At 38.6% G+C, this 15523-nt stretch carries 13 protein-coding genes and 1 pseudogene; 4 read left to right on the top strand and 10 right to left on the bottom strand.

Annotation, left to right across the window (positions count from 1 at the left end; genetic code table 11):
• Positions 1-19: 19 nt before the first annotated feature.
• The 7 genes from FGL31_RS06625 to FGL31_RS06595 form a co-directional block, all read right to left on the bottom strand.
• A complete protein-coding gene (locus FGL31_RS06625; RefSeq protein ID WP_138090172.1) occupies positions 20-712 on the bottom strand; it encodes a sulfite exporter TauE/SafE family protein in 693 nt (230 codons plus the stop codon).
• Position 713: 1 nt separating this feature from the next.
• Positions 714-1139, bottom strand: a complete 426-nt coding sequence (locus tag FGL31_RS06620) for a FixH family protein (protein WP_099372491.1) — start codon at positions 1137-1139, stop codon at positions 714-716.
• Between the two features lie 4 nt (positions 1140-1143).
• On the bottom strand, positions 1144-2544 hold the full coding sequence (gene ccoG / locus FGL31_RS06615) for a cytochrome c oxidase accessory protein CcoG (RefSeq protein ID WP_232046324.1): 1401 nt from the start codon (positions 2542-2544) through the stop codon (positions 1144-1146).
• Positions 2545-2554: 10 nt separating this feature from the next.
• Positions 2555-3469: a cbb3-type cytochrome c oxidase N-terminal domain-containing protein gene (locus FGL31_RS06610; protein WP_138090170.1), complete on the bottom strand. Its 915-nt coding sequence runs from the start codon at positions 3467-3469 to the stop codon at positions 2555-2557.
• Positions 3466-3663 carry a hypothetical protein gene (locus FGL31_RS06605; protein ID WP_099372489.1) on the bottom strand — a complete coding sequence of 66 codons (198 nt, stop codon included), beginning with the start codon at positions 3661-3663 and terminating at the stop codon, positions 3466-3468. Before FGL31_RS06605 ends, FGL31_RS06610 begins: the two co-directional genes overlap by 4 nt.
• Before the next feature lie 23 nt (positions 3664-3686).
• Entirely contained in the window at positions 3687-5834 is a 2148-nt protein-coding gene (ccoN, locus tag FGL31_RS06600) for a cytochrome-c oxidase, cbb3-type subunit I (protein ID WP_099372488.1), read from the bottom strand.
• 391 nt (positions 5835-6225) lie between these two features.
• The gene (locus tag FGL31_RS06595) at positions 6226-6951 is read right to left on the bottom strand and encodes a lytic transglycosylase domain-containing protein (protein ID WP_099372487.1); all 726 of its coding nucleotides are present in this window, start codon (positions 6949-6951) and stop codon (positions 6226-6228) included.
• A 1279-nt stretch (positions 6952-8230) separates the two neighbouring features.
• Here FGL31_RS06595 and FGL31_RS30255 point away from each other — a divergent pair.
• Together FGL31_RS30255 and FGL31_RS06585 are read left to right on the top strand one after the other, a co-directional pair.
• A pseudogene (locus FGL31_RS30255) lies at positions 8231-8954 on the top strand (pseudouridine synthase); the annotation flags it as partial.
• Positions 8955-9027: 73 nt separating this feature from the next.
• The gene (locus FGL31_RS06585) at positions 9028-9495 is read left to right on the top strand and encodes a pyrophosphohydrolase domain-containing protein (protein ID WP_099372485.1); all 468 of its coding nucleotides are present in this window, start codon (positions 9028-9030) and stop codon (positions 9493-9495) included.
• Positions 9496-9541: 46 nt separating this feature from the next.
• Here FGL31_RS06585 and mnmL read toward each other — a convergent pair whose 3' ends face one another.
• Complete coding sequence (mnmL, locus tag FGL31_RS06580) at positions 9542-10504, bottom strand: tRNA modification radical SAM protein MnmL/YtqA (RefSeq protein ID WP_138090168.1); 963 nt, start codon at positions 10502-10504, stop codon at positions 9542-9544.
• 569 nt (positions 10505-11073) lie between these two features.
• Here mnmL and FGL31_RS06575 point away from each other — a divergent pair.
• Entirely contained in the window at positions 11074-12399 is a 1326-nt protein-coding gene (locus tag FGL31_RS06575) for an IS4 family transposase (RefSeq protein WP_138090166.1), read from the top strand.
• A gap of 611 nt (positions 12400-13010) precedes the next feature.
• Positions 13011-13994, top strand: coding sequence for an alpha/beta hydrolase (locus tag FGL31_RS06570; protein WP_138090163.1), 984 nt, complete (start codon positions 13011-13013; stop codon positions 13992-13994).
• A gap of 41 nt (positions 13995-14035) precedes the next feature.
• Here the strand turns inward: FGL31_RS06570 and FGL31_RS06565 are convergent, their stop codons facing one another.
• Together FGL31_RS06565 and FGL31_RS23195 are read right to left on the bottom strand one after the other, a co-directional pair.
• Positions 14036-14938, bottom strand: a complete 903-nt coding sequence (locus tag FGL31_RS06565; RefSeq protein WP_138090160.1) for a DUF6999 family protein — start codon at positions 14936-14938, stop codon at positions 14036-14038.
• Positions 14939-14948: 10 nt separating this feature from the next.
• Positions 14949-15494, bottom strand: coding sequence for an iron-containing redox enzyme family protein (locus FGL31_RS23195; protein ID WP_197734117.1), 546 nt, complete (start codon positions 15492-15494; stop codon positions 14949-14951).
• Positions 15495-15523: the final 29 nt, after the last annotated feature.

Genomic DNA, 15523 nt, shown 5'->3' with positions numbered 1-15523 from the left:
AGATAGGAAAGAAATTGAATTAAGCACAATTCATAGCACCTTCAACTTGCAATAAAGGGCTTAAATAAGGGATATCTAAATTTGCGCCTCGCAGGATAAACCATGCGCCCATCACCAAAAACAAAATAGGCAGAACGGTAGTGAATCCTTTTTTAAAGATCCTTTTAGGAAAATTTCCAGCAAAGGAGAAGAGAAGTAATAAGGGTAAGGTTCCCAAACCAAAAAGCAGCATAAATACGAAACTGTTCGAAAGGGAGTCTGCATTTACTGCAGATGCTAATGCCATATATACCATACCACAAGGTAATATGCCATTCAATATTCCTGCAACAAAACTTCCACCTGGTCGGTAAAGCCATTTGCTCATAAAACGGGCAAAAGGTTGAATTGCTTTTGTTTGGATACTTGCTAATTTCGATGAACTTTTGCCGAACATATAAAAAAGACCTATTCCAAACAAGATAATTCCAGTAACTAAACTAAATCCTTGTTGCCAGCCTTGGATGGAAGCGACATTTCCAATCAGTCCGAGGAGGAGACCCAAAAGCCCGTAGGTAAGGATTCTACCAAATTGGTAAAGTATTTTATTAAAAGTCGTTTTCCAGGTTATTTGTTGTCCAGCTTGGACGGCAAGCAATAGCGGTCCGCACATAACTGCGCAGTGAATACTGCCTAAAAGCCCCATAAAAAACGCCAAATAATGATATGTCATGTTATTGAATAAATACGGCGTGATCCGAAATATATGATTTGCTCGAATTCACCCAGTCAATCTCCAAATTCCAGTTACCTTTCTTAAAGCTGCTTATTGGTAATTTAAATTGATTGCTATTCGTATAAAATGGTAATTGTTGATCTTGATTTTTATCGTCCAAACGTTTGAAATTCAAATTACCCTTGTTCACTGATGAAGAAAACTGAATTAACAAAGTATCCTTTAACACCTGAATCCGTGGTTTTGCATGATCGTTCAATAGATTCTCTTTTTTATGGAAAGTTTCATCATAATTCAAACCTTTCTCGTAATAATCAGATTCCACCAAGGTATCCGAATCATGTGTGACCATATAAATGCCCGCTCCAATAATGAAAAGCATAAACGCTCCTAAACCAAAAACTATTTTATAACCCCAATTCATACTTTTATTTTGCTGGAGGCGCTATAAAAGTCGTCTCCATAGTTTCAATTACCTTATCACCTGCTTTAATATCAATCTTAACATCAGTTTTATACTGCTTGATTGATTTTTTATCAGCAATCAAAAATATACTTAATTTCGCATTCCCTTCCCTAATCAAGTGAGAAATTGGGTTAACCACTTGGATTTTGATTCCCTCAGTTTCACTGACCAAGTCGAAATCAATGTCCTTACTGGTTTTATTGATAAGTTCTAAACTATATAAGTTAGAAACAGTACCATCATCCCGCATTTGGTAAGTACTACCTTTGGCACGTAATAACCTTCCATCTACATCTGAACGACTAAAGATCATAAAACCAAATATTGCCATCAATACAACCAATATTCCGGAATAAATAATAGCACGTGTATTTCTTTTTTTACCAAGTTTTTCTGTTTCTTTCCCTTCTGCCTCAGCTGGAGAATAAAATCCAATCAATCGTTTTGGTTTGTTTATTTTCTCCATAACAGCATCACATGCATCAATACAAGCGGTACAAGAAACACATTCCAATTGTATACCGTCACGGATATCAATACCAGTGGGACAAACATGAACACAGAGGTGACAATCTATACAGTCTCCTTTTTTATCATCTTGCACTCCTCTTTTTTGTTTTCCTCTAGGTTCGCCCCTTGCAACATTATAAGCCACTGTAACCGAATTCTCATCCAATAAAACTCCCTGTAGGCGTCCATAAGGACAGATTTTGGTGCATACGATATCACGCACATAGGCAAAAACAAAATAAAAAACTAAAGTAAAAACCAAGATTGAAATAAAACCTACAATATGTTGGTCAATCGGATCTGTTGCAATTTTATAAAGCGCATCAGCTCCTATGATGTAGGCCAGAAAGAGATTTGAAATAATAAATGAGATGAGTAAAAATATGGTATGCTTTAAAACTTTTTTCCAGGCTTTAGCATCCGTATCAGGACCTTCATTTAATTTTTTCTGTTGCATCCAATCCCCTTCAATCAAATATTCTATCCTTCGGAATATGAGTTCCATAAAAATAGTCTGCGGGCAAGTCCAGCCACACCAAACACGACCATAGACTGCGGTGAATAACACGATGCAGACCATGACGATCAGCATTCCGAATAGAAAAATATGGAAATCTTGAGGATAAAAGATATTTCCAAAGATGGAAAACTTCCTTTCAATGACATTGAACATCAAGAAAGGATTTCCATTGATTTTTAGGATAGGACCTAAAAAGAAGAATAGTAGTAAACCATACCCGACCACCTGTCGATAGTTATAGAGCTTGCCACTTGGTTTCTTGGCGTAGATCCATTTTCTTTTCGATTTATCAGGTTGATTTGGTTGTACGGATTCATTTACTACTATTCCCATGATTAATTAATTATTGATTTGCGGTACTATCTGCTGCAGCTTCTTCTACTACAGCTTCGCCAGCACCACCTTCACTTTCATATGCCACTATTTCTACTCCCTCTGCTCCTTTTGGATTTGCCGGTTTGGTATCCCTCATTGTTAAGATAAAATTACTTACCTCAGCAATTTGCGCCGGTGTCAGGGTTTGTTCCCATGGAACCATCCCCTTTTCAGGAACACCATATTTCACAGTTTTGAAGATATCTTTGATCTCACCTCCATGCAACCAAAAACGGTCAGTCAAGTTTGGACCAATAGTTCCTTCACCATTGGCACCGTGACATGCTGCACAGTTCGTAGCAAATAATGCTTTACCGTTTGCTGCCAAAGTACCAGTCTCATCGACTTCAATCGAATTTTCATCGAATAAGTTTGCTGACTGAGCTAAAAACTCTTGTTTTTCGATTTCAGCCTTTGCCATCTCACGTTCATATTCTTGATCTTGATTAAGGCCCCAACCGGTAACCTGATAGATCAATAAATAAACAACTGAAAACACGACAGTGGAATAGAATAAAGCGTTGAACCAAACTGGAATCGGGTTGTTCAACTCCGAAATTCCATCATATTCATGCTCATCGATAATCAAGTCCTTTTCTTGTTCTATTGGCTTCAAGCCCATGAAATAATTCCATGATTTCTTCCAATAGTTCTTCCTTGCTACCTTCTTCTCGGCTGCTAATCGTTCTTCTTCCTTTACAACTTCAGGCATGGTCACTTTTAACATTGACCTCAAGGCCTTGTTAATAGTGATTGCTGCAACTAAAACCCCCAATAGGACAAAGAATACCGCCAGATAGAAGATATCATTATATAAGTTGCCTGTACCAATAGCTAATAGCGTCCCTGGTACAACATTGCTCATTATTAATACTAAATTCATATACGTTCAGATTCAGGTAAATTATCATTCTGTTTTTCAGATTCCTCAAAAGGTAAATCTTTCATGTAATCCACAAAGCTTTTTTTCATAGTAAAGATCATGATCCCTACCATAATAAAGAAGGTTAAGAAGATTAGCATTGAGATGATCAAATAGATCTCATCTCCATGTAAGTTTGTGATTTGCTTCCACATAGCTCTTTATTTTTTGTGTTACATTAATTGTTTTCAGCCACTTGATTGGCATCTGCTGTTTTCGCCGGCTCAGCTTTGATATCTGTACCCAAACGTTGTAGATATGCAATCATGGCTACGATTTCTTTGTTAGGTTCTACCTGAACATCATTTGCGGCAAGGTCCTTAACAATCTCTTCAGCTTGTGCTTGTGCATCCTCTAAAGCATTGTTGACTTCTGCATCTGAATAAGGAACTCCCAAATTCTTCATCACCTTCATTTTTCCTGTCAGATATTTGTAGCTGATATCCTGTTCGATCAACCAAGGATATGGTGGCATAATACTTCCTGGCGACGTAATCGTTGGGTCCAACATATGGTCAAAGTGCCATTTATGAGGATACTTTCCACCTATTCGATGTAAATCAGGACCTGTACGTTTCGATCCCCATAGGAATGGATGGTCATAAACGAACTCTCCAGCTTTACTATATTCTCCATAGCGCGCAGTCTCAGAACGGAAAGGACGGATAGTTTGAGAGTGACAGTTTACACAGCCCTCCCGGATATATAAATCACGGCCTGTTAGTTCTAATGCAGTGTACGGTTTAACAGATGCAATTTTAGGTACATTGTTGGCCACTGTAAATGTTGGAATCATTTCCACGATACCCCCGATTAAAATAGCGATCAGTGATAAAACCATGAAAAGGATAGGCTTACGCTCAAGACGACGGTGTGCTGATGGTTCTGAATGCTCAACAGGTTTCAATGCAGGTGCTTCCGCTGGTTCATTGGCAACCAATTTTCCAGTTTTAACTGTTTTGATCAAGTTATAAGTCATCAAAATTACACCTGAAAGGTATAATACCCCTCCCACAGCACGCATCATGTGCATAGGTAAGATTTCCAAAGTTGTAGCTAGGAAGTTAGGATATTTTAAGACACCTTCTGGAGTAAACTCTTTCCACATCAGTCCTTGTACCACTGCTGCCCAATACATTGGAATAGCATAGAATAAGATACCTAGAGTACCAATCCAAAAGTGGGTATTTGCTAATGTTTTTGAGTATAATTGAGTTTTATAGATTCTAGGGATTAACCAATATAGAATGGCAAAAGTCATGAATCCGTTCCAGCCCAATGCTCCTACGTGTACGTGAGCTACGATCCAGTCTGTAAAGTGTGCAATCGCGTTAACTTGTTTTAACGATAACATTGGACCTTCAAACGTAGCCATACCATAACAAGTCAAGGCAACTACCATAAACTTAAGAACAGGTTCAGTCCTAACTTTATCCCAAGCACCGCGCAAGGTCAATAGACCATTGATCATACCTCCCCAGCTTGGAGCAATCAACATAATTGAAAACACAACTCCTAAGGACTGTACCCAACTAGGTAGGGATGTATATAATAAGTGGTGTGGTCCTGCCCAGATATAGATAAAGATAAGGGACCAAAAGTGTAGGATACTTAATTTATAGGAATAAACAGGTCTGTTAGCCATCTTTGGCAAGAAGTAGTACATCATTCCCAAGAATGGTGTGGTTAAGAAGAATGCAACTGCATTGTGTCCATACCACCATTGTACTAGAGCATCTTGTACTCCTGAATAAACGTAATAACTCTTCCATAATCCAACTGGCATTTGGATGGAGTTAACAATGTGCAATACAGCAACAGTAACGAAAGTTGCAATGTAAAACCATACGGCAACATACATGTGTCTTTCTCTACGTTTGATGATTGTACCGAACATGTTAATTCCAAAAACTACCCAGATGATAGTTATGGCTAAGTCGATTGGCCATTCCATTTCCGCATATTCATGTGAAGTGGTTAGACCTAATGGAAGGGTAATTGCGGAGGCGACAATAATTAATTGCCATCCCCAAAAATGGATCTTACTAAGTAAATCGCTAAACATCCTGGCCTTTAGGACACGCTGCATGGAATAATACGCTCCCATAAAAATGGCGTTTCCTACGAAGGCAAAGATTACTGCATTGGTGTGTAATGGTCGAATACGTCCGAATGTTGAGTATTGAAGTCCAAAGTTCATCTCTGGCCAAACCAACTGTAAGGCTGCAATTAGCCCGACAGTCATTCCGATGATCCCCCAAATTACAGTTGCGATTCCAAAATCTCTGACAATCTTGTTGTCATAATTAAATTGCTCTACCTGCATTATTCTTATATATTAAGTTAACGATTCAAAATTACCAGTCTACCCATGACATTCTAATGATAATGGGAAGCAAGAAAAGGTGATATAAATCACATTTTTCACTTTATATTAATTCCGCTAAAACGTATAACTACTTAGAAGGTTAGTGCAATGAAATTTAGGCTCTTCATTTTTGATGTATTTCTAGGATTTAAATCCTATATATTTTGGAAAAAATAGTTACGGCAAATAGCCACCTTCTCCCATCTCCAACATAACGGTTAATTTAGATTAACAACAAAATATGAAAATTGATTTGATTTTTTAATAAAGTGTGAAATCTTTATTAAATAAAAAAGGAAACCGTTTGGTTTCCTGATTTGGTATTGTTCTTATTATTGCGTTTTTGATTTTATATGGTTTCCAAAACAGTTTTCATTGAAATTATTTTGTAAACATATGCTGCAGTTTCAGAATTGAGTTTTAAGTCGTAATAACTATCTTTCTTCTGTCTTTTCAGCGACCCTCTCAAACTTCCCCCGCCTACGTTGTAAGCTGCTGCTGCAAGTGTCCAGTCTCCGAATTCATCATGTAATGATTTTAGATACTTTGCTGCGGCATGGGTCGATTTTACAAGGTCCAAACGCTCATCCACACTACCGTTCACTTTCAATCCATACAAGCGTGCAGTTGCTGGCATAAATTGCCAATAACCTCCAGCTCCCCTATGGGAAGTTGTTTTTGGATTCAAACTGCTTTCAACTACAGCAATGTATTTGAAATCTTCTGGAACCCCATAACTTTTAAGGATTTTTGCAATGCGGGGAAGTAATTTATCCGCCTTTCTGTGAATCTGATGTGAGGGCTTTTTTAGATAAGCAAACCTACTCAGGTACTTGTCTAGTTTTTTCTGTACAGTAACTTTTTCCAATGGAATCTCAGTTTCTGCAAAAGAGATGTGACCATAGGGATCAGCCTCTTTCTTGGCTGCCATAACTTCTGCTACGTTAGCCTTCATCGAGTGGTCCAACGCCTTTCTAAAAGGATCAGCCGACTCTGGTTGGGGATTCGAGTACAAGTTTGACATGAACATCATCATCAAAAGTGCACTGCTACATAATACTCTTTTTTTAACCATTCATTCCCTTACTGCTACCCTATCCACGGAACTTGTGAAAACCGATCAAAAAGTAGCTTGGTGAAAAATCAAGCTCCAAAAGTACAGTATATTATAATAAGAGACAAATAATAGTATTAATCAAGAAAGTTAATTAAAGTTAAAACCCAACGTTTTCAGCGTTAATGATACTTTAAACTAAGATTTATAAAAAACTGGATAAATTGTAACAAAAACCTAGACAATCAGCTGGTTTGTGATTCATGATTAACATAAATTATCCTAATTATAGGTTTTATATTTTAATTATTGACAATTCTGTAAATATTACCAGAATCTTGAGGCAAGGTTAGAGAAACTTTTAAAATGATCATGCTTTAAAATTGAAATCACCGCTAAACCAAATCCATCGCTATAGTAAGTTCTTCATACTGTCAAAATTTAATCTCAAACAACCAAATCAATTAACTATTTAAAAATTAGATTTTTACCTATTTTATTGCTTTACATCCAATTTGCATTTATCCTTTGTCTTTGAATTATAATATTTATCAAACAATAAATATATAATTACAATTGACTGATTATTTTGACTATCTTTGTGGCTCATTTTTTCGAATTATGCCATTCAATAGCAAAAGGAACAGTCGAGACGACAACTCCAGAAAACCACGAAGCAACTCAGACGGCTTCAAAAACAACAAAAAGGATGACAAGTTCTCATCCTTCGACTCTTCGAGAACTAATAAATCAGACAAATTTAATCGTGACTCTAATTCCGACAAACGTAGTTTTGACAAAGACTCCAAATTCGGTAGAGATGCAAAGTTCAATAAGGACTCTAAATTTGCCAGAGATTCTAAATTCGGAAGAGACTCAAGACCTGATAGAGATTCTAAATTCGGAAGAGACTCAAGACCGGACAGAGATTCCAAATTCGGAAGAGATTCAAGACCGGACAGAGATTCTAAATTCGGTAGAGATTCAAGACCGGACAGAGATTCCAAATTCGGAAGAGACTCAAGACCGGACAGAGATTCTAAATTCGGAAGAGACTCAAGACCGGACAGAGATTCTAAATTCGGTAGAGACTCAAGACCGGACAGAGATTCTAAATTCAAAAAAAGACGGAAAATTTGAGAAATCATATAACTCAGATCGTCCGTACAAAAAATTTGATGGTAAAGGCAAGGACTTTGGAAACAAACGTTCCGACCGTAGCTATGATGGCAAATCTGACCGTGACTTCCGCAAGGACAACAATAGAAAACCTAAACAAGAAAGAAGTTTTGAACCTGAAGATGATGGTTTGATCCGTTTGAACCGTTATATTTCAAACTCAGGAATCTGTTCACGCAGAAAAGCTGATGAATTGATCGAAGCAGGTGTAATTTCTGTGAATGGTGTGGTCGTTACAGAATTAGGTACTAAAGTTGATCCTGCAAAGGATGAAATCAGATACAACGATGAACGTCTGAAACGTGAGAAAATGGTCTATGTTCTTTTGAACAAACCTAAGGATTATATCACAACGACAGACGATCCTCAAGAACGCAAAACAGTAATGCAACTAGTATCTAAAGCAACCAAAGAAAGGATTTATCCTGTTGGTCGCTTAGATAGAAATACAACTGGTCTCCTTTTACTTACCAATGATGGAAATTTGGCTGAAAAATTATCTCACCCGAGAAAACAATATCAGCAAAATCTACCAAGTAGAATTGAACAGAAACTTAACGCAAGGCGATTTCAACAAAATCCAATTTGGTGTTGAACTTGAAGATGGATTCATCAAACCAGATGACCTAAGCTTTGTTGTAGGCGCTTCAAAAAAAGAAATCGGTATTCAGATCCACAGCGGAAAAAATAGGGTCGTAAGACGTATTTTTGAATCCCTTGGGTATGAGGTTGAGAAATTGGACCGTGTTGTCTATGCCAATCTAACAAAAAAAGACTTACCTCGAGGACGTTGGAGATATCTTGAAGAAAAAGAAATCATTCAATTAAAACATTTAATGAAATAGTATACAAGGCGCAATAAAATGCGCCTTTTTTATATCCTCCTACTTTCGTATTTTTAACAAAATTACTTTTGATATGACAGACCCAAAATGTTTAACGTCGGTTGCAGATTTTCATAAAACATTTCAGCACCCGATTTTAGATCAACCTACTATTCCATCAGATGCTCGTTGTAAACTGAGAGTTTCTTTGATTGCTGAAGAACTTAAAGAATTACAGGAAGCAATTGAAGATAAAGACCTAGTAGAAATCGCTGACGCTCTTTGTGATATCCAGTATGTTCTTTCTGGGGCAATCCTGGAATTTGGATTGGCGGATAAATTCAACGACCTCTTCAATGAAGTACAACGATCAAATATGAGCAAAGCTTGCAATAACGAACAAGAAGCCATAGAAACGCAAAAACATTACCTAGAAAAAGGTGTAGAATCTTACTACAAGGAAATTGATGGGAAATTTTTAGTGTTCAGAAAAGGTGACGATAAAACTTTAAAATCAATCTATTATTCTCCTGCAGATTTAAAATCTATTGTAGAAAAATAGATAAAATATTACTCAAACAAAAAGGATGGCTCTAAACCATCCTTTTTTATATTGTTATATCTTCTATTTGATAAGCTGATCCTTGCTTCACGCCCCTCTCTTCCAGTCCTTTGTCAATTTTTGTTTGGATACCTGATTTGGGCAAATTCCAATTTGGAGCTATCAGGAGTTCTTTGTCAGCTATCCCAAATACACGCTGAATAATGATATCCGGTCTCAACAAGGGAATAAACTTTGAAAGAAACTCGGTATACTCTTCCAAGGAAAATAAATGAAAAGGCTCACGCTTATATTTTACACCCATGATCGATCCCTCGACAATATGTAAATGGTGGAGTTTCACAAACTTAATCTTTGGATGCTTATTGATTTCCTCTGCATATTTCAACATCATTTCCTCAGTTTCCCATGGAAACCCAAAAATAGTATGAACGCAAAGATCCAAAGAGGTATTCTCCAACATCTTCATAATAGAGATAAACTCATCATGTGAACAGCCTCTATTTATTCTTTCCAATGTTTCGTTGTAAATGGATTCCATACCCATCTCCAAGTCAACATCATATCGATCTGTATAACTCTCCAGTAGTGCGATTTTTTCAAAATCAAGACAATCAGGACGTGTACCAACTGACAAACCCAATGTATGTTCAGGACAGATGCTCAAAGCCTCATCGTACATCATTTTCAATAAATGGGTAGGCGCATATGTATTGGTATTGGGTTGGAAATAAATAATAAATTTCTCAGCACCATAACTGTTTCTGGCACGTTCGATACCATTTTCTACCTGTTCGCGAATCGATGGGATCTTGCGTGCGGTATCAGGCGTAAAAGAATCTACATTACAGTAAGTACATCCACCATATCCCTTGCTACCATCACGGTTAGGGCAAGTAAAATTACCATCAACGATAACTTTAAAAACCTTCTGTCCGTTGTATTTTTCCTTCAAATAAGCCCCATAGTGGTTATAAGGCTTAATTCCATTATCTAATTGTGTACCCATTGTAGATGCAAAGATAAAAAAAGTATTTTGTAGTTGAGGGGATATCGATAGACAATAGACATAAGACAATAGACAATAGACAATAGACATAAGACATAAGACAATAGACAGCCATAGGGAACTAACTCCGCTAGAGGTGTAACTAATATAGAAATGAATATACGATGCAACACAACCCCGCTAGGGGTGTAACTATTCTAGAAAAATGTCCTTATAACCCAAACAACCCCGCTAGGGGTGTAACTATTATAGAAATGATCATGCGACGCCACACAACCCTGTAGGGGTGTAACTATTATAGAAAAATTGGCAATGAACACAAAAAACCCCATCGGGGTTAAATGCCGTAGGCATGAAATGTTTCTTAAATGCCGTAAGCATGAAATATCTATAGAAATGAAAATCACCCCAAACACCAGCACCGTAGGTGTGGCATGTTTGTTAAATTCCTGCTATAATAGTGACACCCCGATGGGCAATGTCATTAAGTTAAGAAAAAAAGAAGGCCATAAATCACGTAAATGTTTAATTTTGAATTCACTACTAAACAAATCTAAACAACCGCGTTTATGGCCGATGTAAAAATAGCACTTAAAATCGTTTCAGACCTAAAAAATTTTATTTCTATCTGTTTAACAGATCCTCTGCTGCTCAATCTTTTCAGGAATTCCAAAACCCATTTCACCCGGGACCGGAAGCTCAATTTCGAGAGATTGGTCCTGCTGATCGCCAAGATGTGCAAGCGGACCCTCTCTGTCGAACTGGAAGGTTTCTTTGGTGAGCTGGGCAAGAAGATCAGTTGCTCGGTGAGTGCCTTTTCCCAGCAGAGGAGCAAGCTGAGCCCCCTTTTCTTCCTGGTCTGGAACCGGGTGCTCTGCGAGAGCTTCCTGCGCCATGCACCGGGGGATACCAGGAGATGGATGGGCTACCGCCTGATCGCAGTTGACGGCTCCAACCTTGCCCTGGTGAACACACCTTCCCTGCAGGCCCACTTTGGCGGCCAGAGCAACCAGAACTCGAGCTTCGTGCAGGCAAAGACCTTCTATCACTACGATGTGCTGAACGACCTGGTGACCCATTCCTGCATAGCCCCATACCGGACCAGCGAGCTGACCCTGGCCTCCCATTGGATCGAGGAACTGCCCGTGGACTCCATTGCCATCTATGACAGGTACTATTCAACGTTCAAGATGTTCGCGCTCCATAGCTGGCAGGAGAGCGAGCGCAAGTTCGTGATCAGGGCGAAGGATTCGCTGAAGTTCGTCAAGAAGTTCCTGAAGACGGGAAAGGTTTCCCAGGTCATCGAGCTTGCCCCAACCCAGGCCTCCATCAGTGGCCTGCGCCAGAGCGGGTTCGCCACGGACAGCTCAACAAGGATTCGCATACGCTTGGTCAGGGTAGAACTGCAGTCGACCACGGAGGTGATCGCGACCAACCTATGGCAGGAAGAGGGGTTTGAAAACGATATGTTCGGGGACCTGTACTTCAGGCGCTGGGGAGTGGAGACGAACATCTCCAAACTGAAGAATACCATGCAGATGGAATCCTTCAGCGGGCTGACGGTGGAATCCGTCGAGCAGGATTTCTATGCAACGGTGATGATGTCAAACCTGCATTCGATACTGATCAGGGATGCCCAGGTCCGGCTCGACCGCGATACATCCACGAAAAAGTACCCACAAAAGGTCAACGGGAACAAATCCTTCGGAAAATTAAAGGAAAACCTGATAGCCATCTTTTTCAAAAACAGGGAAAGGGAAATCCTCAGGGAGCTCACGGCCTACTTCCTCAAGGACACATTGCCCATCCGAAAGGGAAGATCGTTCCCAAGGCAGCTTAAGACCTCGAATAAAAAGTGCAAGCACAGGACCTACACAAACTACAAACCGGCATGATAAAATCCTTAACTTAATGACATTGCCCAGAGGGGTGCAACTATTATAGCAAAATGGTTAAGCGGCTCCATTCAACCCCAAAGTGCAATGTCATTAAGTTAAGAAAAATAAGGCCATACACCCCCAAAAGCCCCATCGGGGTAAAATGCCGTAGGCATGAAATATCTCTTAAATGCCGTAGGCATGTAATATCTATAGAGATGAAAATCGCCTCAAACACCAACGCCGTAGGTGTGGCATGTTTGTTAAATTCCTACTATAAAAGTGTCATCGCGATGGGATTGTGTTATTATGACCACAAAATAGTTTCCAGAGCTAAAGCTCTGGAATGACACTTTCTTTTTTTTAAAAATCGCCCCCTTTCCCTCGATATGCGTGCATTCCTAATCGCAAGATTAGGAAACTATTTTTATGATTTAGAAACAATAGCCTATGATGGTTGGTGAGGACACCAACCATGGCATGCTGGAGACACCAACCATGGCGAGCTGGAGACACCAATCATGCCTTTCCGTCTACACCAACCATGACATTTTCAAAACAATTCCTTAAAACGTTTCCCTCCTAAACTTGTTATACAAATACAATTAATTCAATCAAACACATAATTTATGGCAAATCAAGTTAAGGGTGAAAAAGACCCAAATATCTTAGTTGAAATCAGAGAGTTTTTAGATGGATTAAATAACAGTGGTGGCGAACCTATGGAAACTATGGAGCCAAAGGATGCCAGAATAGTCCTTGAAGATGCTCAAAAGTCGGTTGACGTAGACACCTCAGATATTGTAGAAACAGAAAAAGAAATCACTCAAGACGGTGAAACGGTCAAAATAATAATCGTCAGACCTGATTCAGTATCCATCGATAAGGTAATTCCTGCTTTTATTTTTATTCATGGTGGTGGATGGGTATTGGGAGATTATCCAACTCATAAAAGACTGATTCGTGATTTAGTAGTCCATAGCGGAGCTGCGGCTATCTATGTAGATTATACGCGTTCTCCTGAAGCTCAGTATCCGACAGCAATTAATCAAATCTATGCTGCAACAAAATGGGTTTCAGAAAATGGAGACCAAATTGCCGTGGATGGTAAAAACTTAGCAGTTGCAGGAAATTCTGTTGGCGGTAATATGACCGCAGTAACCTGCCTGATGGCAAAAGATAAAAAAGGACCCGAAATAAAATTCCAATTGTTGATGTGGCCAGTAACAGACGCTGACTTCACACGTGAATCATTCCAAAAATATGCAGAAGGAAGATTCTTGACAACAGGAATGATGAAATGGATGTGGGATCTTTATCTGCCTGACAAAGCTAAACGCAAAGAAAAATATGCATCACCTTTTCAAGCTTCCATTGATGAGTTGAAAGGTTTACCTCCTGCCCTAGTCCAATTGGCAGAAAATGACATTCTTTTTGACGAAGGCCTAGCCTATGCAAGGAAATTGGATGAAGCCGGAGTTCCTACAACCATCCAAACATATAATGGATTTATACACGACTTTGGACTATTGAATCCCTTAGATCATATTCCTGCAGTAAAAGAATCTGTAAAACATGCAGCATTTGCTCTGAAAGAAGCGTTAAGTAAATAGCTGAAAATTAAAAAAGCACTGTTTGCACAGTGCTTTTTTGATTAAATATTTTCAGATACCAATTCATTCTGTCCATGAAGTTTTTGTTGTGCAATCAAATGATGCAATACTTCCGTGGACAAACCATGCAAGGTCAATCGAAATCCAGCACCATAAGTAGGTAATGGAATCATGGGATGCTTATTATTTAAGGCAATCAATTTCTCCGGACATTTCATAATCGTTGCTGCATAGACACCGATGACCTCATCTAGCTGCAAGGAATTGGAAGCACGCCAAAAGTCATTGTCAGTAAGAAAAAATTGATAAACCGGTGTAAAAACCTCTATTGCAGAAGAAAGATCCATAACATTGGACCACCTGTTGGGAAATTCTTCAAATGGAATTGGAGCAGCTGAAACAGCCGAGAAATTAGGGTCAGAAACTGGTTCTATTATTAATCCTTTATCCTGAATTGCTGTATTCAAATTGATAATAAAGTTATAGAGATTCAAATCATGCTCCAAAAACAAATTATCCTTTACAGCTTCCAGACTCAAAGGTTTTAATGGATTCATCGGAATATCTTCTGCTCCTTTGACATTATCCTTTATAAATCTTAATACTTCAGAACCCAAATAAAAATGTCTTAAAATCAAGAAATTAGCTTCTGGGGATACCCAATATTTCATTCCCCAATATAAAAATCGATGTAAGGTTTTTGGGGCATTGATCAAATTCGGAGCTATAGCCTTAAAAATCTGAAGCAAAATAATGGTCAACCTCCCAAAAACTCGTAAAAATGGCAATAAAAATTGCTTACTTTTCCGATTGGAGTCAAATAAAAATGCTGCTTTTGCATCTTTATTAAAGGGAACACTATTATCTAGAAACAAGGCATGCCAATGGCTCGGATCTCTAGGATTATTCTTTTTGTTCTCAAAATACTCACTTGTATGTAGCATAATTCAAATCTTAATAGTTACCGATTTCAGCCAATTGCATTTGATACAATTTCGCAACGACTTTTGCAGTTTTTGAAACTCGCTTTGCCATTTCCTCAGTTAAGAGTTCAGAGTTTAATGCTTTCTCAAACCTCTCAAAGTGATTATCATTGGAATCTGAAGTTTCATGGTAGATGAAAAAGGAAACCTGGTCATCCTTTAAATCCAGCTCATGTTGGATTGCTCTACCCCATTTGCCAGCCAAACGATTGCCCAATCCCTCTATAATAAACATACCACCCAATAAATCAAATGGATTCGGTTGACTTGCCTTATGGAACATATAAGCACTCAATGCTTCTGAACCAATATTCTTCTCTCCTGAATAAAGATCTTCCTTTTTCCCACCACAATTAATGTAGTTCTTTTCGAGGATCTGATAGTCTTTATGCTCATCCCTGGAATGCGAAATAAAAGACGAGCGAATATCAAAATAATCCATACTCACATTTGATGCTGCCCTGGCAATCCACTGGGAACCATCAATTACTTGTTGCCTTAAATTTAGTAAAAGCAATTTATAGTCCTCTAAGCTTATCGTACCAT

Origin of the sequence: Sphingobacterium daejeonense (assembly GCF_901472535.1) — a bacterium.
Classification (GTDB): Bacteria; Bacteroidota; Bacteroidia; order Sphingobacteriales; family Sphingobacteriaceae; genus Sphingobacterium; species Sphingobacterium daejeonense.
Note: the sequence above shows the minus strand (reverse complement) of the source record. Positions and strands in the feature narration are given on the sequence as shown.